The sequence below is a fragment of the Nocardioides sp. SRI_004 genome (assembly GCF_057586415.1).
In genome coordinates, this window is the sequence record NZ_JBYCZV010000015.1 from 39,139 (window position 1) to 63,409 (window position 24,271).

Annotated in this window: 25 protein-coding genes, 6 tRNA genes and 2 riboswitches; of the genes, 24 read left to right on the forward strand and 7 right to left on the reverse strand. The window is 71.8% G+C overall.

What is annotated here, in order from left to right; translation table 11 throughout:
• Window positions 1-12 precede the first annotated feature (12 nt).
• Together AC2YHB_RS19300 and AC2YHB_RS19305 are read left to right on the forward strand one after the other, a co-directional pair.
• Window positions 13-633, forward strand: a complete 621-nt coding sequence (locus tag AC2YHB_RS19300; RefSeq protein ID WP_179648972.1) for a TetR/AcrR family transcriptional regulator — start codon at window positions 13-15, stop codon at window positions 631-633.
• 79 nt (window positions 634-712) lie between these two features.
• A complete protein-coding gene (locus AC2YHB_RS19305; RefSeq protein WP_179648973.1) occupies window positions 713-1,039 on the forward strand; it encodes an EthD domain-containing protein in 327 nt (108 codons plus the stop codon).
• A 14-nt stretch (window positions 1,040-1,053) separates the two neighbouring features.
• On the opposite strand, the gene AC2YHB_RS19310 is transcribed toward AC2YHB_RS19305, so the two are convergent.
• A complete protein-coding gene (locus tag AC2YHB_RS19310) occupies window positions 1,054-1,803 on the reverse strand; it encodes an SDR family NAD(P)-dependent oxidoreductase (protein WP_179648974.1) in 750 nt (249 codons plus the stop codon).
• A 32-nt stretch (window positions 1,804-1,835) separates the two neighbouring features.
• On the reverse strand, window positions 1,836-2,312 hold the full coding sequence (locus AC2YHB_RS19315; protein ID WP_179648975.1) for a MaoC family dehydratase: 477 nt from the start codon (window positions 2,310-2,312) through the stop codon (window positions 1,836-1,838).
• A 138-nt stretch (window positions 2,313-2,450) separates the two neighbouring features.
• On the opposite strand from AC2YHB_RS19315, the gene AC2YHB_RS19320 reads away from it, so the two are divergent.
• The 5 genes from AC2YHB_RS19320 to AC2YHB_RS19340 all read left to right on the forward strand — a co-directional run bounded on the left by AC2YHB_RS19320 (window position 2,451) and on the right by AC2YHB_RS19340 (window position 9,120).
• Window positions 2,451-3,503: an extracellular solute-binding protein gene (locus AC2YHB_RS19320; protein ID WP_179648976.1), complete on the forward strand. Its 1,053-nt coding sequence runs from the start codon at window positions 2,451-2,453 to the stop codon at window positions 3,501-3,503.
• 89 nt (window positions 3,504-3,592) lie between these two features.
• Complete coding sequence (locus AC2YHB_RS19325; RefSeq protein ID WP_179648977.1) at window positions 3,593-5,287, forward strand: ABC transporter permease; 1,695 nt, start codon at window positions 3,593-3,595, stop codon at window positions 5,285-5,287.
• A 43-nt stretch (window positions 5,288-5,330) separates the two neighbouring features.
• On the forward strand, window positions 5,331-6,455 hold the full coding sequence (locus AC2YHB_RS19330; protein ID WP_257026866.1) for an ABC transporter ATP-binding protein: 1,125 nt from the start codon (window positions 5,331-5,333) through the stop codon (window positions 6,453-6,455).
• 2 nt (window positions 6,456-6,457) lie between these two features.
• On the forward strand, window positions 6,458-7,765 hold the full coding sequence (locus AC2YHB_RS19335; protein ID WP_179648979.1) for a DUF1214 domain-containing protein: 1,308 nt from the start codon (window positions 6,458-6,460) through the stop codon (window positions 7,763-7,765).
• On the forward strand, window positions 7,762-9,120 hold the full coding sequence (locus AC2YHB_RS19340) for a DUF1254 domain-containing protein (RefSeq protein ID WP_179648980.1): 1,359 nt from the start codon (window positions 7,762-7,764) through the stop codon (window positions 9,118-9,120). Before AC2YHB_RS19335 ends, AC2YHB_RS19340 begins: the two co-directional genes overlap by 4 nt.
• A 6-nt stretch (window positions 9,121-9,126) precedes the next feature.
• Here the strand turns inward: AC2YHB_RS19340 and AC2YHB_RS19345 are convergent, their stop codons facing one another.
• The 3 genes from AC2YHB_RS19345 to AC2YHB_RS19355 are packed head-to-tail and all read right to left on the reverse strand — an operon-like array spanning window position 9,127 to window position 10,755.
• Complete coding sequence (locus AC2YHB_RS19345; protein ID WP_179648981.1) at window positions 9,127-9,405, reverse strand: DUF202 domain-containing protein; 279 nt, start codon at window positions 9,403-9,405, stop codon at window positions 9,127-9,129.
• Window positions 9,402-9,785, reverse strand: coding sequence for a YidH family protein (locus tag AC2YHB_RS19350; RefSeq protein WP_179648982.1), 384 nt, complete (start codon window positions 9,783-9,785; stop codon window positions 9,402-9,404). The genes AC2YHB_RS19345 and AC2YHB_RS19350 overlap by 4 nt, the downstream gene beginning before the upstream one ends.
• A complete protein-coding gene (locus tag AC2YHB_RS19355) occupies window positions 9,775-10,755 on the reverse strand; it encodes a zinc-binding dehydrogenase (RefSeq protein ID WP_179648983.1) in 981 nt (326 codons plus the stop codon). The genes AC2YHB_RS19350 and AC2YHB_RS19355 overlap by 11 nt, the downstream gene beginning before the upstream one ends.
• A gap of 59 nt (window positions 10,756-10,814) precedes the next feature.
• Here AC2YHB_RS19355 and AC2YHB_RS19360 point away from each other — a divergent pair, with 59 nt between their 5' ends.
• The 5 genes from AC2YHB_RS19360 to AC2YHB_RS19380 all read left to right on the forward strand — a co-directional run bounded on the left by AC2YHB_RS19360 (window position 10,815) and on the right by AC2YHB_RS19380 (window position 15,910).
• The gene (locus tag AC2YHB_RS19360) at window positions 10,815-11,846 is read left to right on the forward strand and encodes an NADP-dependent oxidoreductase (protein WP_179648984.1); all 1,032 of its coding nucleotides are present in this window, start codon (window positions 10,815-10,817) and stop codon (window positions 11,844-11,846) included.
• A gap of 45 nt (window positions 11,847-11,891) precedes the next feature.
• Window positions 11,892-12,659: an SDR family NAD(P)-dependent oxidoreductase gene (locus AC2YHB_RS19365; protein ID WP_179648985.1), complete on the forward strand. Its 768-nt coding sequence runs from the start codon at window positions 11,892-11,894 to the stop codon at window positions 12,657-12,659.
• 88 nt (window positions 12,660-12,747) lie between these two features.
• Window positions 12,748-12,854: riboswitch (glycine riboswitch) on the forward strand.
• Window positions 12,855-12,947: riboswitch (glycine riboswitch) on the forward strand.
• A 45-nt stretch (window positions 12,948-12,992) separates the two neighbouring features.
• Window positions 12,993-14,123: a glycine cleavage system aminomethyltransferase GcvT gene (gene gcvT, locus AC2YHB_RS19370; RefSeq protein WP_179648986.1), complete on the forward strand. Its 1,131-nt coding sequence runs from the start codon at window positions 12,993-12,995 to the stop codon at window positions 14,121-14,123.
• A gap of 20 nt (window positions 14,124-14,143) precedes the next feature.
• Window positions 14,144-14,515, forward strand: coding sequence for a glycine cleavage system protein GcvH (gcvH, locus tag AC2YHB_RS19375; RefSeq protein ID WP_179648987.1), 372 nt, complete (start codon window positions 14,144-14,146; stop codon window positions 14,513-14,515).
• A 24-nt stretch (window positions 14,516-14,539) separates the two neighbouring features.
• A complete protein-coding gene (locus AC2YHB_RS19380) occupies window positions 14,540-15,910 on the forward strand; it encodes an L-serine ammonia-lyase (protein ID WP_179648988.1) in 1,371 nt (456 codons plus the stop codon).
• A gap of 12 nt (window positions 15,911-15,922) precedes the next feature.
• On the opposite strand, the gene AC2YHB_RS19385 is transcribed toward AC2YHB_RS19380, so the two are convergent.
• Window positions 15,923-16,810, reverse strand: coding sequence for a LysR family transcriptional regulator (locus AC2YHB_RS19385; RefSeq protein ID WP_179648989.1), 888 nt, complete (start codon window positions 16,808-16,810; stop codon window positions 15,923-15,925).
• An 83-nt stretch (window positions 16,811-16,893) separates the two neighbouring features.
• Here AC2YHB_RS19385 and gabT point away from each other — a divergent pair, with 83 nt between their 5' ends.
• From gabT to AC2YHB_RS19445, 12 genes are all read left to right on the forward strand, one after another.
• Entirely contained in the window at window positions 16,894-18,240 is a 1,347-nt protein-coding gene (gene gabT, locus AC2YHB_RS19390; RefSeq protein WP_308645551.1) for a 4-aminobutyrate--2-oxoglutarate transaminase, read from the forward strand.
• Window positions 18,237-19,523: a Glu/Leu/Phe/Val family dehydrogenase gene (locus tag AC2YHB_RS19395; RefSeq protein WP_218864686.1), complete on the forward strand. Its 1,287-nt coding sequence runs from the start codon at window positions 18,237-18,239 to the stop codon at window positions 19,521-19,523. Before gabT ends, AC2YHB_RS19395 begins: the two co-directional genes overlap by 4 nt.
• Window positions 19,520-20,986, forward strand: coding sequence for an NAD-dependent succinate-semialdehyde dehydrogenase (locus AC2YHB_RS19400; protein WP_036543424.1), 1,467 nt, complete (start codon window positions 19,520-19,522; stop codon window positions 20,984-20,986). The genes AC2YHB_RS19395 and AC2YHB_RS19400 overlap by 4 nt, the downstream gene beginning before the upstream one ends.
• Window positions 20,987-21,223: 237 nt before the next feature.
• Window positions 21,224-21,346: a hypothetical protein gene (locus AC2YHB_RS19405; RefSeq protein ID WP_257026867.1), complete on the forward strand. Its 123-nt coding sequence runs from the start codon at window positions 21,224-21,226 to the stop codon at window positions 21,344-21,346.
• A 123-nt stretch (window positions 21,347-21,469) separates the two neighbouring features.
• Window positions 21,470-21,542: transfer RNA gene (locus AC2YHB_RS19410), tRNA-Trp, on the forward strand.
• Between the two features lie 167 nt (window positions 21,543-21,709).
• Window positions 21,710-21,796: transfer RNA gene (locus AC2YHB_RS19415), tRNA-Leu, on the forward strand.
• A gap of 1 nt (window position 21,797) precedes the next feature.
• A tRNA-Leu gene (locus AC2YHB_RS19420) sits at window positions 21,798-21,880 on the forward strand.
• Between the two features lie 158 nt (window positions 21,881-22,038).
• On the forward strand, window positions 22,039-22,401 hold the full coding sequence (locus tag AC2YHB_RS19425) for a WhiB family transcriptional regulator (protein ID WP_179648990.1): 363 nt from the start codon (window positions 22,039-22,041) through the stop codon (window positions 22,399-22,401).
• Window positions 22,402-22,466: 65 nt separating this feature from the next.
• Window positions 22,467-22,538 (forward strand) — tRNA-Arg (locus AC2YHB_RS19430).
• 115 nt (window positions 22,539-22,653) lie between these two features.
• Window positions 22,654-22,727 (forward strand) — tRNA-Gly (locus tag AC2YHB_RS19435).
• A 46-nt stretch (window positions 22,728-22,773) separates the two neighbouring features.
• A complete protein-coding gene (locus tag AC2YHB_RS19440; RefSeq protein WP_179648991.1) occupies window positions 22,774-23,223 on the forward strand; it encodes an HNH endonuclease in 450 nt (149 codons plus the stop codon).
• Window positions 23,224-23,258: 35 nt separating this feature from the next.
• Window positions 23,259-23,329 (forward strand) — tRNA-Cys (locus AC2YHB_RS19445).
• Between the two features lie 37 nt (window positions 23,330-23,366).
• On the opposite strand, the gene AC2YHB_RS19450 is transcribed toward AC2YHB_RS19445, so the two are convergent.
• Window positions 23,367-24,155, reverse strand: coding sequence for an IclR family transcriptional regulator (locus tag AC2YHB_RS19450; protein WP_036543420.1), 789 nt, complete (start codon window positions 24,153-24,155; stop codon window positions 23,367-23,369).
• Window positions 24,156-24,271 lie beyond the last annotated feature (116 nt).

Here is a 24,271-nt window from a genome sequence, read left to right on the forward strand (position 1 = left end):
AGGACGGCTCCCATGACAGTTGACGAGCAGACCCGTACCGAAGGCCCGCGCTCCAAGCGGCGCAGGATCCTCGACGCCGCCATCGACAACTTCGGCGGGGTGGGCTTCGAGCACACTAAGTGGGCGACCATCGCCGACGAGGTGGGGATCGGGCAGACCGCCCTCTACCACTACTTCGAGTCGAAGGTGCACTGCCTGCTGACCATCATGAGCAACGAGCTGGAGCGCTCCCTCGAGCGGACCCGCGCGGTCACCGCCGAGGTGAGCGAGCCGGACGACAAGATCCGCGTCGCCGTGGCGGCGGCCTTCGACGTCACCGCGCGCGAGGCGCTCCAGGAGCGGATCCTGATGAGCCACCAGGACCTGCTGGTCGGCGAGCGCTCGTCTCAGCGCGAGGAGGCCGAGCGCCAGCGGGCGCGCGAGCTGGTGCGCGAGATCGAGCACGAGTGGGCCGCGCTGCTGAAGGCCGGCATGGACGCCGGCGTGTTCGCGAAGCAGGACGAGGTCGTCCTCGCCCGGCTGATGCTCGGCCTGATCAACGGCGTGTGGCGTTGGTACCGCCCGAAGGGCGCCCACACCCTCGCCGAGATCTCCGACCAGGTCGTCGCGGCCTGCGTGCGCCTGGTCCACTGACCGAACCCCGACTCCCGGGCGGGAGCGCCGGACCGGCATGTCCGCCACCCATGAACCAAATTCAACTCAGGAGCGTGTGATGTACAACCTGATCGTGCTGGCGTCGAAGCCGAGCGGCTGGACCCACGAGCAGTTCATCGACTGGTGGCGCGGCGAGCACGCCGACGTGACCTACCCGCTGCCCGGGCTGCGCCGGTGGCTGCACACCGAGGTCCTGGAGGGGATGGACGACAAGCGCTCGGCGGGCTGGGACGGCATGTCGGTCCTCAGCTTCGACAGCAAGGAGGCACTCGACGCGGCCCTCGCCAGCGACGAGTGGAAGGCCGCCGTCGCCCACGTGGGCACGATGGGTGGCCGCAGCATCATCGTCACCGGCGACGAGCGGGTGATGGTGCCCCAGGCCTGAGGTACCACGAGGCGCTAGCGCGCGGTCCAGCCGCCGTCGGCGTACAGCTCGGTGCCGGTCAGGTAGCCGGCGTCGTCGCTGCCCAGGAAGGCCACGGCGCCCGCGATCTCCTCGGGCCGGCCGAGCCGGCCCATCGGGGTGTTCGCGAGCATCGCCCGGTGGCGCTCTGAGCCGGCGTAGCGCTCCAGCAGCTGCGGGGTCTCGATGAAGCCGGGGTGCAGCGAGTTGACGCGGACGCCCCGGGTGGCCCAGTGGATCGCGGCGTTCTTCGTCATGGTGCGCACCGCGCCCTTCGCGGCGTGGTAGGCGACGCTGTTGCCGAGGCCGCCCGTGCTCCCGAGGATCGAGGCGACGTTGACGATCGCGCCGCCGCCCGTGCGCTCGATGAGCGGGCCGGCGTGCTTCATCCCGAGCCACACCCCGGTGGCGTCCACCGACATCACCCGGTCCCAGTGCTCGCGCTCCTCGTCCTCGACCGTCCCGATGCTGCCGATGGCCGCGTTGTTGACGAGGACGTCGAGCCCGCCGAGCTTCTGGTCGACCCGGGCGACCGCGGCGCGCCACTGCTCCTCGTCGCTGACGTCCAGGTCGAGCGCGACGTGCCCGCTCCCGGGCAGGGCTGCGCGTGTCTCCTCGAGGGCGGGCGAGGGGAGGTCGGCCAGGGCGAGCACGGCGCCCTCGGCGGTGAGCCGGCGGCAGATCTCGGCCCCGAGCCCTCCGGTCGCGCCGGTGACGAGGACGCGGCGGTCGGTGTAGCGATCCATGCCGGTCACCCTGCCACCAAACTGAATTGAGTTCAACTGGTCTCGGGCGGCAGGACCAGCATCAGTGCCTCGAGCACGCAGGCGGGACGCTCGCGGTCCTCGATCTCGATCGTGTAGCGCACCCGACCGAGTGTGCCGCGTCCATCGGGTCCGGCGGGCGTCACGTCGACCACCGCTCCCCGCGCACGGATCCGGTCGCCGGGCCTGACCGGCGCAGGGAAGCGCACCTTCTCGACGCCGTAGTTGACCGCGCGTCCGATGCCGTCGAAGTCGAACAGTCCTGCGCTCAGGCGGGGGACGAGGGCGAGGGTCAGGTAGCCGTGGGCGATGGTGCTGCCGAGCTCGCTGCGGGCTGCGCGAGCCTGGTCCACATGGATCCACTGCCAGTCCTCGGTGACATCGGCGAACTGGTCGATGCGTGCCTGGGTCATCTCGAACCAGGGGCTGTGGCCGAGATCGAGCCCGGTGGCGGCCGCGAACTCGCCGACACCGTTGAAGAGGTGGGTCATGGCCCCAGCCTTGCTGCTGGATTGAAGTCAGTTCAAGTTTCCGGCCGGTATCTCTTGCCCTCTGGTGACGCACGTCATACAGTTCCAACTGAACCAACTTCAATTCGGTGGCTGGCCCACCTCACCTAGGAGACGTTCATGACATCGAAGCGACTTGCCGCTGCTCTGGCCGGCGGTCTCTTCTCCGTTGCTGCGCTCGCTGGCTGCGGCAGCGACTCGGGCGGCGGAGAATTGGCGGGCAGCTGGGACGGGATCGTCGAGGCTGCGAAGAAGGAAGGCGAGGTCGTCATCTACGGCACTGTCGCCCCGGACAACCTCGAGCTGCTGAAGAAGGCGTTCGAGAAGAAGTACCCGGACATCGAGCTGACCTACGTGCGCGGCACCGACGCAGACCTGCTGCCGAAGGTCGAGATCGAGAACCAGACGGGCCGCGGCACCGCCGACGTCCACATGACCACCGACGCCGGCTGGATCGACCGGAGCGCCGACGGCGGCTACTCGGTCGACATCGTCGGTCCGTCCTTCGACAACGAGGACTACGACCGGTCGAACAGCGTCATCGACGACCAGTGGTTCCTGACCAGTGCGACCGTCTTCGGACTGGGCTGGAACACGCAGAAGCTGCCGAACGGCGTCACCTCGCCCGAGGACCTCCTGGCCGCGAACCTCAAGGGGGGCAAGCTCGGCGTCACCAACCCGGCCGGCATCCCGACGTACGTCGACATGTACCGCACCATCGACGAGGACTTCGGTACGGACTACGTCGACCGCCTCGCCGCGATGGACCCGCGCGTCTACGACAGCGCCGTCGCCATCGGCCAGGCGATCGCCTCGGGTGAGATCTGGGCATCGCCGACGATCGGCAGCACGATCCTGACCGAGAAGGCCAACGGAGCTCCCGTCGAGTTCATCATCCCGGAGAAGCCGTTCGGCGTCCCGTGGTACAGCCACGTCCTCTCGTCGTCGCCGCACCCCAACGCTGCCCAGGTCCTCGCCGACTTCCTCGTCACGCCCGAGGGCCAGGCCGCGATCTCGCACGATTTCGTCCCGGCGCTGCCGGACATCGAGGGCACCGGCGTTGCCGGCTCCGACCTGCTCGCGCAGGAGATCCCCCTCGGCGACCCCGACGAGCTGTCCGGGGACTCGGTCGCCGCTTATCAGGAGGAGTGGGAGAAGCAGTTCCTCGACTGAGGAGCGCAACCTCCCGTCCACGTCCTACCGTGGTGGCAGGTCCGGGACCTGCCACCACGGCCTCCCCCGATTCCCCGAGGTGATCTGAGATGGCCGTGACCCGGGCACTTCCCTTGCTCGACGTCGACGCACGCGTGTGGCGCGGGCGCCTCTTCTACGGCGCCGTCGTCGCCGCCCTTGCCTACCTGGTCGTCGTCCCCGTCTGGCGGCTGCAGTCCCTGGCGTTCGAGAACGGCGGAGCGGGTTACGAGTCGCAGTACGGCCGCTCCGACATCGGGGACACGTTGCGCACGACCGTGCAGCTGGCCCTGGCCTCGCTGGTGATCGCCATGGTGCTCGGAACGCTGCTGGCCTTCGCCGTCACCCGACTTCCCCACCGCGCCGGATTCCTCCGCGTCATCCCGGTGCTGCCCATCGTGATGCCGTCCGTGGCCAACGTGGTCGGCTGGGCCTTCCTCCTCTCGCCGGGCCCCGGCTACCTGAACGCGTTGATGCGCCAGCTGCCGTGGTGGAACGACCTCGATTCCGGGCCCGTGAACGTCTACTCATCGACCTGGGTCATCATCATCACCGGCTTCGGCCTGACGTCCTTCGTCTACCTCTTCGTCAGCGCCGGCATGCAGAACATCAGCTCCGAGCACCTCGAGGCGGCGCAGTCGGCCGGCTCCTCGCAGCTCGGTGTCTTCTTCAAGGTCGTGCTCCCGTTGCTCCGGCCCTCGCTCGTGTACGGCGGCGGCGTCGCGCTGCTCCTGGGCCTGGGCCAGTTCACCGGTCCCCTCCTGCTCGGGCAGAACGAGGGGATGAAGGTGCTCACGACGGAGATGTACCGCCGTACGGCCGAATCCCCGGTGAACTACGCCGCGGCTGCGGCGGCGGCGTCGCCGCTCGTCATCCTCGGGCTGCTCGTCGTCTTCGGCCAGCGTTTCCTGCTCGGCAACCAGAGCCGGTTCGTCACCCACGGAGGCAAGTCGTTCGCCCCGGTGGGTGGCCGCTCGTACTGGGCCGCGGCCTTCGTGGCGGGCTACGGCCTGGTGGCCCTTGTGCTGCCGCTCGTCGGCGTCCTCATCGTGTCGCTGTCGCCGTTCTGGTCGGAGAATCTCAGCTGGGACTTCCTGACGCTCGACAACTACCGCGAGCTGTTCAGCACCCCCGGCATCACCGAGTCCGTGACCACGAGCGTGGTCACCTCGCTCGCCGCCGTCGCGGTCTGCGTGCCGGTCGGGCTCGCCACGGCGATGCTGGTGGTCCGCAACCGCCATCTCAAGGTGATCCGCCTGCTGGGGGACGTCATCAGTGCGCTGCCGCTGGGCATCCCGTCCGTGATCTTCGGCGTCGGGTTCCTCCTCACCTACACCCAGCCGCCGTTCATCCTCTACGGGACGAAGTGGGTGATCATCCTCGTCTACATCGTGCTGATGATCCCCTTCGCGACCCGGATGCAGATGACCGCGCTGATCTCGATGGGCGACACCTACGCGGAGGCGTCGGCGGTCAGTGGCGCGAGCCCCCTGGTGACCGCACTGCGCGTGACCCTGCCGATGCTGAAGCCTGCCGTGCTGAGTGCGGTGGCGCTGATGTTCATCCTGCTGACCCACGAGTTCGCGGCGTCACTGATGGTCCGCTCGGCCACCACCCAGGTGATGGGCACGCTCCTCTACGACCACTGGAGCAACGGCTCCTACACCCTCGTCGCCGCCATGGCGATCCTGATGTCGGCTGTCACGACGGCGGGCGTCGCGATCGCGATGATCGTCGGCGGACGCAACGTGCTCGACAACCTCTGATGTCCCCATCCCCGACCCGGCCGAACTACGCGAGAGGTGCATGATGGCCAGCTTCCGAATCTCCGGTCTCACCAAGTCCTACGGCTCCAACGTCATCGTCGACGACCTGGACCTCGAGATCGAGGAGGGTGAGTTCCTCGTCCTGCTCGGCCCCAGCGGCTGCGGCAAGACGACCACCCTGCGCTGCCTCGCAGGCCTCGAGACGCCCGAACAGGGGCGCATCGAGTTCAAGGGCAAGGCGGTCTTCGACGCGGCAGAGCGGATCAACGTGCCGGCGCACAAGCGCAGCATCGGCATGGTGTTCCAGTCGTATGCACTGTGGCCCAACATGACGGTCCGCAAGAACATCGCCTACCCGCTCAAGGTGCGCAGGATGAAGGAGGCGCTGGCGGCGGGCCGCGTCGAGGAGGCGGCCGGCATGGTCGACTGCGGCCACCTCCTCGACCGCTATCCCTCCCAGCTGAGCGGCGGCCAGCAGCAGCGGATCGCGGTCGCCCGCGGGCTCGCGGCCCAGCCGGACCTGGTCCTCTTCGACGAGCCGTTGAGCAACCTCGACGCGCGCCTCCGTGACCAGGTCCGCACCGAGATCCACCGCCTGCACGAGAGCCTGGGCTTCGGTGCCGTCTTCGTGACCCACGACCAGTCCGAGGCCTTCGCGCTCGGCGACAAGATCGCCATCATGCGGGCCGGCCGGATCGAGCAGCTCGGGACGCCGGTCGAGGTCTTCGACAACCCGGCCACCGACTACGTCGCGGAGTTCATCGGCATGTCGAACCGGCTGGAGCTCGTCCGGACCGCGACGGGCTGGCAGAGCGCCGACGGCGTGGAGATGTCCATCCAGCGCAGCCTTCCCGACTCTCCCGCGCTGATCGCACGGATCTGGCCGGACGACGTCCGCCTGCACCGGTCGGCCACCGAGGCGCCGGCCGATGCCGTGCGGCTCGAGGCCACACTGCTCGCCTCCGAGTTCGGTGGCCGCCACTACGACGTCACGGTGGCCGCCGGAGCCGAGCAGTTCCGGCTGCGTGCTGACGCGGCCTCCCACGGGGCGTGGCTGCGCAGCGCGCACGAGGGCGAGCCCGTCGTCATCAGCTTCCGGCCCGAGGCGATGCAGGTGTACCCGGGCGGAGCGGCGACCGGGTCGCGCGAGCTGATCGCTGCCTCGTGAGCGTGGCCCCGGACGACGTACGACGGTCCGCAGCCCGGCTTCAGGTGTGGGCCTACCCGCTGGTGCTCGCGCAGCGGCTGCGGTTCAACTTCACCCTCCCCGGCGATCCCCTCGCGCCGCGGCCCGCCGTGTCGGCCGGCGCTCCAATCGGCCGGTTCGGGCACGCGCGGGCCCTCGCCGACCCCGATCTCCGGGTCGGGGTGGCGCCGAACGTCGACACCCTCTACTCCGTGGCGTGGCTGGACCTCGCCCGCGGGCCGCACGCGGTCCAGCTGCCGACCGTGGGCGATCGGTACTTCAGCCTCCAGGTGGGCAAGTCCGACACCACGAGCCCGGTCGTCATCAGCGGCCGGACCCACCCCGGGCAGCCGCCGCACGTCGTGGTGGAACCCGGGGAGCCGGAGGTGGTGGACCACGGTGACCTGGTGCGGGTGGCGACGCGGGACCGGTGGCTGACGCTCGTCGGTCGGACGGCGGTCGATCCGGACAGCGACGAGGACCTCCGTGCCGCGCACGCCGTGCAGGACCGCCTGGTGGTCTCGAGCCAAGGCAGTCCGCATGCGGGGACGGTCGTGGACGACGTCGACGTCCGGCTCGCCGCCGTCGCCCGGGAACGTGAGGTCTTCGAGCCCGGCGCCTTCGCCTCCGCCGTGCTCCGGGTGCTCGACACCGGGGGTGAGTCGATCGAGAGCCGCGGACTGGAGCGACTGCTCGCGGACGTGGGGATCGACGAGCTCGCCCGGAATCGTGCCGCGCCGGCTGTCGTGTCCGCTGTCGCCGACGGCCTCCGGGACGGCCATCGGGCGATCGAGCAACGGGTTCGCACTCTCGGCCGGACCGCCGCCGGCTGGGCGACCAACGAGACCGTGGCCTCCTTCGGCGACGACCACCTGCTCCGTGCGGCGGTGGCGCACGCCCAGATCTACGTGAATCCACCCGAGGAGGCGAGCTATCCGGTGTGCGAGGTCGACGCCGAGGGACGGCAGCTCGACGGCAGTGTCGCCCGGTATCGGGTCCGGCTCCCCGCCGGTTCCCCGCCGGCCGCGGCCTTCTGGTCCCTGACGATGTACCACGCCGCGGGAAATCTCGTTGCCAACGACCTCGGGCGGTACGCCGTCGGAGATCGCACCCCCGGCCTGGTGCGGTCCGACGACGGATCGCTGGAGGTCGACATCAGTGCTGGCCCGCCGCCGCGAGGGGTGAGCAACTGGCTTCCGGCGCCAGAGGGCCCGTTCCGGCTCATGCTGCGCCTGTACTGGCCGCTCGAGGCGTCGTGGCGTCCTCCGGCGGTGATGCGGGTGCCGGCGTGACGGGGTACGCCGCCCTCGACGTCGGAGACGTCGACCAGCGGCAGGTCTCCACGCGTGCGGACCTCGTGCCGAGGGACGGCACAGCGCGGCGTTCCGTGGCCCACGCGGCAGCCTTCGATGCGGTGGTCTACGGGCTCCCGGCCGCCTACCAGTACGCCCAGATGTGCCGGCAGTACGCCGAGACCGGTGTCCCCACCGGCCAGTTCGTCCACGAGCGGCGCCTCGCCGCTCCCGGGTTCGCCGCCTTCCGGGTGCCGAACGTGGACACCCTGTACTCGAACGCGTGGCTCGACCTGCGGGAGGGGCCCGTGGCGATCGACCTGCCCGACTTCGGGGATCGCTACTTCACGCTGAACCTGCTCGACGCGTTCGGCAACGCCTCCAACATCAGCCGGCGGACCGTCGGACCGGCACGCGAGGTCTGGTTGGTCGCGCCGGGTGACGACGCCGGCGTGCCGGACGACGCCGTCCGGCTCCGTGTCGCCTCCCGCCTGATGTGGGTGCTGATGCGGATCCAGGTCCGGGGGGACGACCTTGCCGAGATCCACCGGCTCCAGGACTCGGTGCTCCTGCGTCCGGTCCGGGGCGGCCGTGGCGTCGCCGCGGGTGCGACGAGCGTGGTCGGGGAGGTCGTCGACCCCGACGCCGTCGTCACCGACTGGGAGGCCTTCTTCCACGCGATGGACGGTGCCCTCCGTCTCGGCGGGGTGCCCGCGGACGAGACGGCGCTCGTCCGTCGCTTCGCGGTGCTGGGGTTGGCGGGGACCGCTGCGTTCCGACCCGGGCTCCTGGACGAGGAGACGCGGGCGGGGGCCGCGAGCGGGTTCGCCGCGGCCATGGGTGTCATCGACGCCTGCCGGCCGCAGCTCGGAGAACCGGTGCCGACCGGCTGGACGAAGGTCTGCGACAAGGGCGCCCACGGCGCCAACTTCCTCAGCCGGGCGGTCATGAACCACGTCGGTCTCGCCGCCAACGTCGTCGAGGAGAACACCTCGTTCAACACCTACGTGGACGGCGAGGGACGGCCCCTCGGCGGGGCGGCGGGCGGCTACCTGCTGACGATGGAGCGTCCGCCGCCGGCGGGGGCGTTCTGGAGCGTCACCCTGTACGACGACAGCGGATTCCTCGTGCCGAGCGCCATCGATCGCTCCTCGGTCGGCAGCGCCACGCCGGGCCTCCTGCTGGACGTCGACGGCTCGGTCACCGTCTCCATCAGCGCCGAGGACCCCGGTGTCGGGGCGAACTGGCTCCCGGCGCCACGCGGGCGCTTCTTCCTGGTGCTGCGCATCTACGAGCCGCTCGCGGACGCGCTCAGTGGCGCCTGGCTGCCCGGTCCGGTGCGTCCCGTGGCGTGAGGGCTATCAGCCGCGAACGACGGTGACCAACGCGCAGGCGGCGATCATGACGGCGGTGAGTGACTGGGCCGCCAGGCGCACCCCGGTCGAGTCCCGCAGCAGGGGAGCGGCTCCGGTCGAGGCCGCCAGTGCGACGGCCGCCAGCAGGACCGGCCCGATGGGCGCGGAGGGGGCGGTCAGGTGGAGCAGAGCCAGCGTTGCGGCGCCGGTGCTGAGCATCGTCCGCGTGCCGGCGAGGCGGGTGCGCTCCGCCTGGAGGCCCGGATCCCGTGGAGGGTCGCTCACCGCACCAGCACCAGGAACGCGGCGGTCGTGGCCACGGCCACCAGGACGGCGCAGGCGGCGGCCCCGGCCCGGAACCCGGGGAGCGGCTCGCCTCTCCGAATGGCACGTTCGCCCGCACTCCAGCGTGCCCACGCCAGGACTGCGCCCGCTCCGCCCAGCGCCACCAGAGCCCCGGCGACTGCCTGGACGACCGGCCGGGGATAGCCCGTCGCGAAGGCGTCGAGCGCGACGGCACCGGCCACCAGGGCCATCGACGTCCGCAGCCACGCGAGGAACGTCCGCTCGTTCGCGAGGGAGAATCGGTAGTCGGGCTCGGCGCCGGTGCCGTAGACGCGGGCGGGCCACCGCTGTCGTCGTGCCGGCCCGGACTCAGCGCCCATCGTGCTGCCCGCCCTCGAACACGACGACCAGCCGCCCCCGTACGTCGCCGGCGCGCAGGCGCTCGATCCCGCGCGGGACGTCGTCGAAGCCGATCCGCTCGACGGTCGGTGCCAGCGCGCCGCTGGCCAGGTGCTGGTAGACCGCGGCGATGTCGTCGCGGGTGCCGCCCGACGAGCCGTGGATCCGTGCCTTCTGGTGGATGACGTCGGCGGTGGTCAGCGTGGTGTGCTCGGCGCCCAGGCCGACCATCACGACGTCGCCGCCGACGCGGATCGCCTGCACGGCCGCCTCGGTGGTCGTGCCGAAGCCCGCGAAGTCGATGACGACGTCGAGGCCGAGGCCGCGCAGGTCCTCGGCCCGCTCGTGGAGCCCGGCGAGGCCCCATCCGGCCGCGAGGGAGCGTGCCGCCGTACTCGTGTCGGCTCCGTGGACCTCGGCGCCGAGGTGGACGGCGAGCTGGGCGCCGAGCTGGCCGAGGCCCCCGAGGCCGATGACGCCGACGCGGCTGCCCGCGCGGACGCCGCCGACCACCGCGACCGCGTGGTACGACGTCATGCCGGCGTCGGTGCCGGTGGCGGCGAGCTCGTCGCTCAGCCCGTCGGGCACCGCGACGAGGTCACCGGCCGGGGCCAGGTGGTGGCTCGCGTAGCCGCCGTCGCGGCTGTAGCCGGGAACGGTGCTGCCCTGCGGATGGACGCCGACCCGCTGGCCCGTCGTCCAGCCGGTGACATCCGTGCCGACGGCGACGACCTCGCCGGCGATCTCGTGCCCGAGGGTGATCGGGTTGCGCGTGATGTTCACGGCCCATGAGGGCTCGTCGAGCTCGCCCACGTCCGAGTGGCACATGCCAGCAGCGCGCACGCGCACCAACACCTCGTCGGGACCGGGAGCGGGCACCGGGACCTCGTGGAGCTGGAGCGGACGTCCGGTCCCGGTCCAGCGCCAAGCCGACATCATCGGAGTCTTCATAAACTGAATTTAGTTCAGTACAGTCGCGGGTGTCCACACACCGAGTGCCGAGGAGAGACATGAAGAGCCGTGCGCTGCAGGTCGCTGCCCACCCGCGGGGCGAGGTCGGGCCCGAGCACTTCGAGGTCGTCCCCGTCGAGCTCCCCGACCCCGACCAGCTCGCCGCAGGCTCGGTGCTGGTCCGCAACACCTGGACCTCCGTCGACCCCGGGATGAGGCTCCGGCTGCGTCCCGCGGCACCCGACGGCTACTTCACCGCCTTCGACCTGCACGCGCCGATGGACGGCGTCCTCACGATCGGTGAGGTCGTCGCGTCCCGGGCCGACGGGTTCGAGCCGGGCGACGTCGTCTGGCACTCCCTGGGCTGGCGGGAGCACGCCGTGGTGCGCGCGGGCGAGAGCGCCATGAACGGCGTCGGGACGCTGCGCGTGCTCGACCCGGGCGACGCGCCGCACCAGCACTTCCTCGGGCCGCTCGGGCCGATGGGCCTGACGGCGTACGCCGGCCTCGCGGTCGTCGACGGCCTCAGCGGCGGGCGGGTCCTGTGGGTGTCGGCGGCCGCCGGAGCCGTCGGCTCCCTGGTCGTCCAGATCGCCCGCAACCTCGGCCACCGGGTGGTCGCGAGCGCCGGATCGGACGAGAAGGTCGCCTGGCTGCGCGACGACCTGGGCGTCGCGGCGTTCAACCACCGGTCCGAGCCGTTGGGGGAGGCGCTGGCACGCCTGGCCCCCGAGGGCATCGACCTGTACTTCGACAACGTCGGCGGCGAGCACCTCGAGGCGGCGCTCGACGCGATGACCATGCACGGGCGCATCGCCCTGTGCGGCTCGATCTCGGACTACGAGTCGGAGCCCACCGGTCCGCGCAACATCTTCCTCGCGACCGCCAAGCACCTGACGCTGTCCGGCTTCCGCGGCAGCCTGCACCTCGACCTGCTCGAGGAGATGCAGCAACGGATGGCCGGCTGGATCCGCGACGGCCGGCTGGTCGCACCCGAGACCGTCTACGACGGCCTCGAGCAGGCCCCGCGCGCGATGGCGGACATGCTCGCGGGCCGCACGACCGGCAAGACGCTGGTCCGCCTCGGCTGAGTCGACCTCGACCGGCCGCCACCACCAACGAGAGGAAGCACCACCATGGGTCGTTTCGACGGGCGAGTCGCCGTCATCACCGGAGCAGCGCGCGGGATCGGGTTCGGCACCGCCACCCGGTTCGCCGAGGAGGGCGCGTCGGTCGCGATCGTCGACCTCGACGAGACCGCGGCCGCCGAGGCCGCCGCGAAGCTGCCGCTCACCGAGGGCGCGAAGGCCATCGGCGTGGGCGCCAACGTCTCCGACGGCGCGTCGGTCGACGCCGCCATCGAGCGGGTCGTCACCGAGCTCGGTGGGATCCACGTCCTGGTGAACAACGCGGGCATCACCCGCGACAACCTCCTGTTCAAGATGACCGAGGAGGACTGGGACCTGGTGATGGGGGTGCACCTCAAGGGTGCGTTCTTGATGACCAAGGCCGCGCAGAAGCACTTCGTGGAGCAGAAGTACGGCAAGGTCGTGAACATCTCCTCGATCTCGGCGCTGGGCAACCGGGGGCAGGCCAACTACTCGGCCGCGAAGATGGGCGTGCAGGGCTTCACCCGCACCCTGGGCATCGAGCTGGGCCCGTTCGGGATCAACGTCAACGCGGTCGCGCCGGGCTTCATCGCGACCGAGATGACCGACGCCACCGCGGCCCGGCTGAAGATGGACGTCGACGAGTTCCGCCGCCTCAACGCCGACGCCGTCCCGGTCAGGCGGGTCGGTCAGCCGGACGACATCGCGGCCGCGGTCACCTTCCTGTCGGCCGACGAGTCGTCGTACGTCACTGGCCAGACGCTCTACGTCGACGGCGGCGCCAGCATCGGCTGACGCAGGCGTGCCGTCCGCGCCGGAGGGGAATGGGACCCGGGCGGCCACGACCTGTAGCCTCGCCGCACACAACTCCACACCGGCCGTTCGAAGCCGCAGCAGGAGAGACCCCGCCTGACCCGATGGGTCGCGACGGGGCGCCGTAGGAGCAACTCTCCCCGAGAAACTCTCAGGCCCCATCACTGCGCGGCGAGGCAACTCTGGAAAGACAGGACCCATGTCCTGCGCCCACGGTGCAAGCCGCTCGTCGCGGTGAAGCTCTCAGGCACCCATGACAGAGCGGGGAGGCAGACCAGCAGGGTGCCGTGCACCCTCGACCCCGGGAGCCTCCGCATGGCAACGAACGACCCCACCCCGCGCACCACCCCGCTGCACGCGGTCCACACCGCACTGGGCGCCAACTTCACGGACTTCGCCGGCTGGCAGATGCCGGTCCGCTACAGCTCGGAGCTCGCCGAGCACCGGGCCGTGCGCACGACGGCGGGCCTCTTCGACCTCACCCACATGGGCGAGATCGAGCTGACCGGCCCGGGTGCCGGCGCCGCGCTCGACCACGCCCTCGTCGGTCGTCCGTCGGCGATCGGCGTCGGCCGCGCCCGCTACTCGATGATCTGCGCCGAGGACGGCGGGATCATCGACGACCTCGTCGTCTACCGCCTCGCCGAGGAGCACTACCTCGTCGTCGCGAACGCCAGCAATGTCGCCGTCGTCGCCCCCGAGGTGGCCGCCGGCGCCGACGGGTACGACGTCGAGGTCCGCGACACGTCGGAGGAGTGGGCGCTGCTGGCGGTCCAGGGCCCGGCGTCGGCCGCGATCGTCGCGGAGCTGACCGAGCTCGACGTGCCGTCGCTGAGGTACTACGCCATCGACGCCGGCACGGTCGCTGCCCCTGACGGCGCAGTCGAGGTGCTGCTCGCGCGGACGGGCTACACCGGCGAGGACGGCTTCGAGGTCTACTGCCGGCCGTCCGACGCGGAGGCCGTCTGGGCCGCGCTGCAGCAGGCGGGGGAGCCGCACGGCCTCGTCCCCGCGGGCCTCGCCTGCCGCGACACGCTGCGCCTGGAGGCGGGGATGCCGCTCTACGGCCACGAGCTGAGCCGCGACACGACGCCGTACGAGGCCAACCTGGGCCGGGTCGTCGTCCTCGACAAGCCGGACGGCTTCGTCGGGCACGAGGCGCTCGCGAAGCGCAAGGAGCAGGGCCCGGAGCGCGTGCTCGTCGGGCTGGTCTCCACCGGCCGCCGCTCGCCGCGCGCGGGCTACCCGGTCGTCGACCCGGCCACCGGCGCCGAGGTCGGCGAGGTCACCAGCGGCGCGCCGTCGCCGACGCTGGAGAAGCCGGTCGCGATGGCCTACGTGCCGCCGCACCTCGCGGCGCCCGGCACCCGGGTCTCCGTCTTGCTGCGCGGCTCCCTCGAGGACGCCGACGTCGTCGAGCTCCCCTTCTACACCCGCAACCGCTGACCCACCTCGAGGAGAAGACGATGAGCAACCCCACGAACCTCCAGTACTCCGCCGAGCACGAGTGGGTCGCCCTCGACGGCGACACCGCGCGTGTCGGCGTGACGGCCTACGCCGCCGACGCTCTCGGCGACATCGTGTACGTCGACCTGCCGGCCGTCGGCGACACCGTCACCGCGGGCCAGACCTGCGGCGAGCTCGAGTCCACCAAGTCCGTCAGCGACCTCTACTCGCCGGTGACCGGCGAGGTCGTCGAGGTCAACGAGGACGTCGACGGCGACCCGAGCCTGGTCAACAGCGACCCCTTCGGCCGCGGCTGGCTCCTCGTCGTCAAGGTGACCGCCACCGTCGACCTGCTCGACGCTGCCGCGTACGACGCGCTGCTCGAGGCCTGAGGTGCTCGAGCGGGAGGTCGCGTCGTGCCCCTGAGCACCTTCGACCTCTACTCCATCGGCATCGGTCCGTCGTCGTCACACACGGTGGGGCCGATGCGCGCCGCGAAGACCTTCGTCGACGGCCTCGTCCACGACAGGCTCCTCGATGCGACCGTACGGGTGAAGGCCGAGCTGTTCGGGTCGCTGGGGGCGACCGGGCACGGCCACGGCTCGGAGGGCGCCGTCGTGCTCGGGCTCGAGGGGGAGCTGCCGGCGACCGTGGACGTCGCCGCCGCGCGCGGCCGGCTCGACGTCGTACGACGCGACGGGGCGATCGACCTCGCCGGCAGGCGGACCGTCCGCTTCGACGCCGCCGAGGACCTCGTGCTGCACCGGCGCCGCTCGCTGCCCGCGCACCCGAACGGGATGACCTTCACGGCGTACGGCATCGAGGGTGCCTTCCGCGAGCGGACCTACTACTCGGTCGGCGGTGGGTTCGTCGTCGACGAGGACGCGGTCGGTGCCGACCGCGTGGTGGTGGACCGGACGGAGGTCCGGTACCCCTTCACCACCGGCGCCCAGCTGCTCGCCATCTGCGAGGAGACCGGGCTGCGGGTCAGCGACGTGATGCTCGCCAACGAGCTGTCGTGGCGCAGCGAGGACGAGGTGCGCGCCGGGCTGCTGGAGATCTGGGCGGTCATGCAGGAGTGCGTCCGCGCCGGCTGCAGCGCCGAGGGCCTGCTCCCCGGCGGGCTGAAGGTGCCGCGCCGCGCGCCGGGCCTGCACGCCGACCTCTGCGCCCGGGCCGAGGGCGGCGACCCGCTCGACGTCATCGACTGGGTCAACCTGTTCGCGCTCGCGGTGAACGAGGAGAACGCCTCGGGTGGTCGCGTCGTCACCGCGCCCACCAACGGCGCGGCGGGGATCATCCCGGCGGTGCTGCACTACTACGTGCGCTTCGTCCGGGGCGCGGACGACGACGGGGTGGTGCGCTTCCTGCTCACCGCCGCCGCCGTCGGGATCCTGTTCAAGGAGAACGCCTCGATCTCGGGCGCCGAGGTCGGCTGCCAGGGCGAGGTCGGGTCGGCCTGCGCGATGGCCGCCGGTGCGCTGTGCGAGGTGCTCGGCGGGACGCCGACCCAGGTCGAGAACGCCGCCGAGGTGGGCATCGAGCACAACCTCGGGTTGACCTGCGACCCGATCGGCGGGCTGGTGCAGATCCCCTGCATCGAGCGCAACGCGATCGCCTCGGTGAAGGCGATCAACGCCGCCCGGTTGGCGATCAACGGGACCGGCCACCACAAGGTGTCGCTGGACAAGGCGATCAGGACCATGCGCGACACCGGTCGCGACATGCACGTGAAGTACAAGGAGACCTCGCGCGGAGGTCTCGCCGTCAATGTCATCGAGTGCTGACGAGGCGAGGCACTACCCGGCCAGCGGCGGGTACCGCTCGCTGCAGAACGCCTCCAGCCGCTCGGCCAGCCCGGCCAGCACGGTCGCCGCGTGGTGCCGGGGATCCCAGGCCGCGACGAGGGTGAGGGTCAGTGGCGCGCCCGCGTCGTCGAGGACGAGGGTGCGCTCGAGGTCGAAGCGCGGGTCGTCGGAGACGACGGCGATGCCGCGGCCGGCGGCGGCCAGGGCCTGCGCGACCTGGGGGTTGCTGCAGGCGATCACCTCGGAGGCCGCCGCACCGGCGCGGGCGAGCGCCTCGTCGAGCAGGGTGCGCGGTCGGGCACCGGGCTCGAGCGTGATCAGCCGCTCGTCGGCGAGCTCGGCGACGGGTACGGCGGACCGGCCGGCGTACGGGTGGTCGGCGCGGACGTAGGCCCACACGGGCAGCCGGGCGACCGGCGCGCTGCTCAGGTGCCGCGGCGGCGGCACGGTGAGGACGGCGAGGTCGAGGTCGTCGCCGAGCCCGTCGATCGCGTCGGCGGCGTTGGCCTCGTGCACGGTGATGAGCGGGTCGTCGGGGCCGAGGGTGGCGAGGAAGGGCGCGACCACGTCGGTCAGCGTGGTGGTCGGCGCGGCCGCGCGGACCCGCTCGAGGCGGCCGGCGGCGAGCGCCTCGGCGAGCGAGCGGGCCGCCTCGGCGCTGGTGAGCACGTCGCGCGTCGCGGCGAGGAAGGTGTGGCCGGCGGCGGTCAGGCTGAGTCGCCGGTGGTGGCGGTGGAAGAGGGTGACACCGGTCTGCCGCTCGAGCTGCTGGAGCTGGCGCGACAGGGCCGGCTGGGTGACGTGCAGCGCCTCCGCGGCGGCGCTCACCGAGCCCAGCTCGGCCACCGTGCTGAAGGTGGTCAGGAGGCGCAGGTCCACCCGCCCACTGTATGCCGCAGCGGCATCCAAATCCCAACAGAAAGGCATTGGACGACATGCAGGGCGCGGAGCACGATAGGAGGGTGACCACCGAGACCTCCGCCCCCGCCGTACGCCAGGCACGCCGCCTGGTCACCCCCATCCCCGGCCCGAAGTCGGTCGAGCTGATGGCCCGCAAGACGTCGGCCGTCGCCTCCGGCGTCGGTACGACGATGCCGGTCTTCACCGCCCACGCCGGCGGCGGCCTGCTCGAGGACGTCGACGGCAACATCCTCATCGACCTCGGCTCCGGCATCGCCGTCACCACCGTCGGTGCGGCCGAGCCGCGCGTCGTCGCGGCCGTGCAGGAGCAGGTCGCGGCGTTCACCCACACCTGCTTCATGGTGACGCCCTACGAGGGCTATGTCGCCGTCGCCGAGCACCTCAACCGGCTCACCCCGGGCGACCACGAGAAGCGCACCGCGCTCTTCAACTCCGGCGCCGAGGCGGTCGAGAACGCCGTCAAGATCGCGCGCCACCACACCGGCAAGGACGCGGTCGTCGTCTTCGACCACGCCTACCACGGCCGCACCAACCTGACGATGGCGATGACCGCCAAGTCGATGCCCTACAAGCACGGCTTCGGCCCGTTCGCCTCCGAGGTCTACCGCGCGCCGCTGTCCTACCCCTACCGCGACGGCGGGCTCGACGGCGCCACGGCCGCCGCCCGTGCCATCGACGTGATCGAGAAGCAGGTCGGCGCCGACAACCTCGCCGCCGTCGTGATCGAGCCGATCCAGGGCGAGGGCGGCTTCATCGTCCCCGCCGCCGGCTTCCTGTCCGCGCTGGCCGAGTGGTGCACCGCCAACGGCGTCGTCTTCGTCGCCGACGAGGTGCAGAGCGGCTTCGCCCGCACCGGTGCGATGTTCGCGTGCGAGCACGACGGCGTCGTACCCGACCTGATCGTGACGGCCAAGGGCATCGCCGGCGGCCTGCCGCTCTCCGCGGTCACCGGCCGCGCCGAGATGATGGACGCGGTCCACGTCGGCGGCCTCGGTGGCACGTACGGCGGCAACCCGATCGCCTGCGCCGCGGCGCTCGCGGTCATCGAGACCATCGAGGCCGACGGCCTGGTGGAGCGCGCCCGGCAGATCGAGGAGCTCGTCGTCGGCCGGCTCCGCGCGATCGGCGAGCGCGACAGCCGGATCGGCGACGTCCGCGGCCGGGGCGCCATGCTCGCGGTCGAGCTGGTCGAGGCCGGCACCGACACGCCCGACCCCGTCCTGGCCAAGGAGATCGCGACCCGCTCCCACGCCGAGGGCGTCATCGTCCTGACCTGCGGCACCTACGGCAACGTGCTGCGCTTCCTCCCGCCCCTGTCGATCACCGACGAGCAGCTCAACGAGGCGTTCGACGTGGTCGAGGCAGCGCTCGCGGCGGCCGGGCAGTGAGCGTCGACGTCCTGCCGGGGACGTCGACCACCGAGGAGGTCCGCAAGGACCCGCTCGGCGACGCCCACCGGCAGCTGCGCGCTGCCTGCGACCGGCTCGGCCTGGACGAGGGCACCTTCGCGATGCTCGCCACGCCGCGCCGCGAGATGACCGTCAGCATCCCCCTGCGCCGCGACAGCGGCGAGGTCGAGGTGCTCATCGGCCACCGGGTGCAGCACAACTTCTCCCGTGGCCCGGCCAAGGGCGGCCTGCGCTACAGCCCGGAGGTCGACCTCGACGAGGTCCGCGCCCTGGCGATGTGGATGAGCTGGAAGTGCGCCCTGCTCGACGTGCCGTACGGCGGCGCGAAGGGCGGCGTGCGGATCGACCCGCGCGACTACAGCCAGGCCGAGCTGCAGCGGGTGACCCGCCGCTACGCCAGCGAGATCAGCCCGATCATCGGCCCGGCGCACGACATCCCGGCCCCCGACATCGGCACCGACGAGAGCACCATGGCCTGGATCATGGACACCTACTCGGTGAGCAGCGGGCACACCGTCCTCGGTGTCGTGACCGGCAAGCCGATCAGCCTCGGCGGCTCGCTCGGCCGCGCGATGGCGACCTCCCGGGGCGTCGTCGAGGTCGCGCTCGCCGCGATCTCCAGCACCGGACTCGACCCGCGCGGCACGACGGCCGCCGTCCAGGGCTTCGGCAAGGTCGGCCGCGGCAGCGCGGTCCTGCTCGCCGAGGCCGGCGTGCGGGTCGTCGCCGTCAGTGACCAGTACGGCGGCGTGCGCGACCCGCAGGGCCTCGACATCGCGGCCCTGTGCGCCCACGTGGACGCCACCGGCAGCGTGGTCGGCTTCGGCCGGCTCACCGAGATCAGCAACGAGGACCTGCTCGAGCTCGACGTCGACCTGCTCGTGCCGGCCGCCGTCGAGGGCGTGATCCACGAGGGCAACGCCGACCGGATCCGCGCGCGCCTCGTCGTCGAGGGCGCCAACGGCCCGACGAGCACCCGCGCCGACGAGCTCCTGCGCGAGCGGGGCGTGCTCGTCGTACCGGACATCCTGGCGAACGCCGGCGGCGTGGTCGTCTCCTACTTCGAGTGGGTGCAGGCCAACCAGGCGTACTGGTGGTCCGAGGACGAGGTGAACCAGCGCCTCGCCGAGCGGATGCTCCTCGCCTGGCAGCGCGTCCACGAGCGCGCCACCACCGACCAGACCACCCTCCGCGAGGCGGCGACCTGCATCGCCGTCGAGCGGGTCGCCGCAGCCCACCAGCAGAGAGGCCTCTACCCGTGACATCGCTCGACCAGCTCATCGCTTCGCTCGCCCCCGCCAACGGCATCCACGTCGGTGGCCGCTGGGAGGCCGGCGAGCTCGGCACGTACGACGTCGACGACCCCGCCGACAAGGCGGTGCTCGCCGCGGTGGCGAACGCCGGTGCCGCTCAGGCGACGGCCGCGGTCGACGCCGCCGAGGCCGCCGCTGCGGAGTGGGCCGCGACCAGCCCGCGCCGCCGCTCCGAGATCCTGCACCGGGTCTTCGAACTGATGCACCGCGACGCCGACGACCTCGCCGCCCTGATCTGCGCCGAGAACGGCAAGTCCGCCACCGACGCCCGCGCCGAGGTCGGCTACGCGGCGGAGTTCTTCCGCTGGTTCGCCGAGGAGGCCGTGCGCATCGACGGCAGCTACGGCTCGGCGCCGGCCGGCGGCGTCCGCACCGTCGTCACCCGTCGTCCGGTCGGCATCGCCGCGCTCGTCACGCCGTGGAACTTCCCGGCCGCCATGGCCACCCGCAAGATCGCCCCGGCCCTGGCCGCCGGTTGCACGGTGGTGCTCAAGCCGGCGGCGGAGACCCCGCTGACCGCGCTCGCCGTGGCCCGCCTGCTCGCCGAGGCCGGTGTCCCGGCGGGCGTCGTCAACGTCGTACCGACCACGGAGCCGGAGGAGGTCGTCGGCACCTGGCTGGCCGACCCGCGGGTGCGCAAGGTGTCCTTCACCGGGTCCACCGGCGTCGGCCGCCACCTGCTGCGCCAGGCCGCCGACCGGGTCCTCAACGCCTCGATGGAGCTGGGCGGCAACGCGCCCTTCATCGTGACCGAGGACGCCGACGTCGCCGCCGCCGTCGAGGGCGCGATGATCGCGAAGTTCCGCGGGGGCGGGCAGGCCTGCACGGCCGCCAACCGGCTCTACGTCCACGCCGACGTCGCCGAGGAGTTCACCCGCCTGCTGGCCGAGCGCGTCAACGCGCTGGTCGTCGGCCGCGGTGCCGACGCGAGCACGCAGATCGGCCCGCTCATCAACGAGCGCGCCGTGCACCGGGTCGCCGGCCTCGTCGACGACGCCGTCGCCGGCGGCGCCCGCGTGGTCGCGCAGGCCGAGCTGCCGGCCGACCTGAGCGGCTACTTCTTCGCGCCGACGGTGCTCGCTGACGTCGTACCGGATGCCCGGGTGGTGCAGGAGGAGATCTTCGCGCCGGTCGCGCCGATCGTGACCTGGACCGACGAGGCGGAGCTGCTCGCGCTGGTCAACGAGAGCGAGATGGGCCTCGCCGGCTACCTCTACTCGGGAGACCTCAAGCGCGCGCTGCAGCTCGCCGAGCGGATCGACAGCGGCATGATCGGCATCAACCGCGGCCTCGTCTCCGACCCGGCCGCGCCCTTCGGCGGCTTCAAGCAGAGCGGCCTCGGGCGCGAGGGTGCGCACGAGGGCATCGAGGAGTACCAGGAGACGCAGTACTTCAGCGTCGACTGGAGCTGATCGAGCGGGACCCAAGGCAGCGTGATCGGGACCGATCACTGACGGCATTCGTCAGTGATCGGTCCCGTTCCGCTTTTCCGACCCATCCGGAAAAGCGCTTGGCCGGTTCGCGTGCCGGCACCTACCGTTGACGACCGACAGGGCCGGAGCGACCGGCCCGAGCAGATGAAGGACGGACCCGTGCGCAGCCATCGCAGCAGCTCCAGCGCCACGATTCGCAGGTTCGCGGATCGTGCGATGTGTGCTGCCCTCGCGCGCCCCGCCAACGAACTGCCGTCGCCGACCATCGTCCTCGGCGGTGAGCAGGGCAAGCGCCACGCGTGGCTGCTGCCGGCCGCCAAGGAGCCGCTCCTGACCTAGGTGCACCCGCACCTGGACCCGTACGGGCAAGGGCCGCTCCAGCCGAGGCAGACGTCTCGCGGGGCGGCCCTTCTGCATGTCCGGACCGTTCCGGACCGTCCTCAACTCAACAGCAGCAACCGAATGGGTGTGGCGCAACGTCAAGCGCTCCGGTCTCCAAAACCGGCGGTTGGGGGTTCGAGTCCCTCCACCCATGCGAACCGTGGAAGGTCCCACGGGCACCGGACCAGCGCCCTCGCCGAGAGGCCAGGGCGCAATGGCACCGGGCTGACGGTCACTCGGCCGTGGGGCACCTCTCCCGACCCAGACCTCCCGCCGGACGGCGGGCGGAGTGGGGGCGAACTCAACAGTGGACAGCATCAAGCTCACCTGCCGGAACAGGTAGACGGGCCGCGTTGAGGGCGCGGTGTCCTGCGGGACGTGAGGGTTCGACTCCCTCGGTGAGCACCACGCCCGCCTGGCGGAACAGGTAGACGCGCACGGCTCAGGACCGTGTCCCTTCGGGGGGTCCCGGTTCGAGTCCGGGGGCGGGTACGCAGCCGACGTCGTACGACGTCGCACGAAGCGGGTGTCGGGAGACGCCTTGGGCCTCATGAGCCCGACGGCCCACGTTCGACTCGTGGCCCCGCTACTGGCCGCACGGCCTGCCGGAGTGCTGCCGGCACACCACGACGAGGAGGAGGTGACAGCACATGGAGAAGCGAAACGGACGGATGCGTGCCGAGACGGTCGCGGTCCCGAAGGACGAGGTTGCGGACCGCATCCTCACCACCCAGGGCGTCACCGTCGCCTACGCGCACCCGACGCCGCTCGATGCCACCCTGCGGTGGCGGTGCGCCGACCACGAGGACCCGGAGCTCTTCGACCCGGTCGACGAGGCGACCCTCGCCGAGGCGCGGGCGTTCTGCGGCGGTTGCGAGGTCAGCAGCCTCTGCCTCCGACTCGGCACGAGCCGCGCCGAGTGGGGTGTGTGGGGCGGCGTGCTCCTCGAGGGCGGCAAGGCCGTCGACAAGGTCCGGCAGCGCGGACGGCCGAAGAAGGTCGTCGCCGCCTGACCACCACCGCACCGGCTGCGTGCGGGACGCCCGAGGCGTCGAAGGGCCCGAGCCCGGCAGCCAGACCCGCCGTGGTCCAACGGACACGACGCGACGCTACGAACGTCGAGACGGAGGTTCGACTCCTCCCGGTGGGACGGTGACCGATGGGCAACGGCTGCTCGCCAGGACGTGGCCCTGGTTCCCTCGCGGTGCAGCGGGTTCGACTCCCGCCGGTCGCCCTCCGCCGGTGGCGCGCGCCACCGGCTCCCTGCGGGTGAAGTGTTACGGCAGCACCCCTGGCTTCCACCCAGGTCGCGCGGGTTCGACTCCCGCCGCCCGCACCAGCATCGACGACGCCCGACGTACCCGACCAGAGAGGAGGTGTCAGCGATGACCGCAACGACCGTCACCCTGCTGAACGCCTCCTACGAGCCGCTCGGCAAGGTGTCCTTCCAGCAGGCCGTCCGGATGGTCGCCCGGAAGGTGGCCGCCGTCGAGGAGGCCGTCGAGGGCCGGATGGCCGGGCCCTGGCCGTGGCCGCGCGTGATCCGGCTGCTGCGCTACATCAGCCCGAAGTGGCTCTACCGACCGGCCGGCTGGCACCGCGGTGGCGTGTTCATCCGCGACGGCCACCGGTGCGCCTACTGCGGCGCGAAGGCGACCACGATCGACCACGTCCTGCCGCGCTCGCGAGGCGGCGAGTGGTCGTGGCTCAACTGTGTCGCGGCCTGCCGCTCGTGCAACGAGCGGAAGGGCAACCGGACGCCGGAGGAGGCGCGGATGAAGCTCCGCTTCCAGCCGTTCGTGCCCACCCGCGCACAGCTCGCCGCGCGGGCCTGACCGCCGAGGACCTCGGTGGTCGGGCCCGTCGGCACCGCCCCTTGGCCGAGTGGTGAGGCACGCGGCTGCAACCCGCGCAACGCCGGTTCGAGTCCGGCAGGGGCGTCTCCCGGTGCTGTCCGCTGTCGGCGTCGGACCGGTCCTCAGCCGAGGTCGGCGGCGAGCTGCTTGCCGGCCTCGGTCAGGAGCGGCACCGCGCGCCCGATCAGCTCGTCGCTCATCCGCCCGGTCGGGCCGCTGACGGAGATCGCCAGCCGCGAGCCGAAGCCCGGCACGGTGACGGCGACGCAGCGCACGCCCTCCTCCTGCTCGCCCTCGTCGAGGGCGTAGCCGTGCTCGCCGACCCACTCGAGCTGCTCGAGGTAGGCGTCGGGATCGGTGATCGTGGTGTCGGTGTGGCGCACCATGTCGGTGCGCTTGAGGATGTCGCGCACCTGGTCCGGCGCCATCCCGGCGAGGATCGCCTTGCCGACGGCCGTGCAGTGCGGGGAGACCCGCCGGCCGACCTCGGTGAACATCCGCATCGACTGGCGCGACTGCGCCTGGGCGACGTACACGATCTGGTCGCCGTCGAGCATGGCCAGGTTGGAGGACTCGCCGAGCTCGTCGACGAGGCGCGCGAGGTGCGGGCGCGCCCACGTGCTCAGCATGTGCGACGAGCTCTCGCCCAGGCGGATCAGCTTGGGGCCCAGGACGTACTGCCGGTTGGGCTCCTGGCGCAGGTAGCCGAGGTCGACGAGCGTGCGGACCAGCCGGTGGATCGTGGGCAGCGGCAGCCCGGAGGCGGTGGCGAGCTGGGACAGCCCCATCATCCCGCCGGCGTCGGCCATGGTCTCGAGCAGGCCGAAGGCCCGCTCGATCGACTGCACGCCGCCCGCACGTCCCTTGGTCGCGGTGGCGGCTTCGGGGGTGACGCTGTCGGTGTCGCTCATCTGCACTCCTCGTTGGTCCGGCATCACTTCCGGATGACGGAAGTCTAGCGTCGAAAAGAGGAAAGTCGCGGGTGGTTGCACGAGCAGTGTGACGGGGACTACTATCCACAATGCGA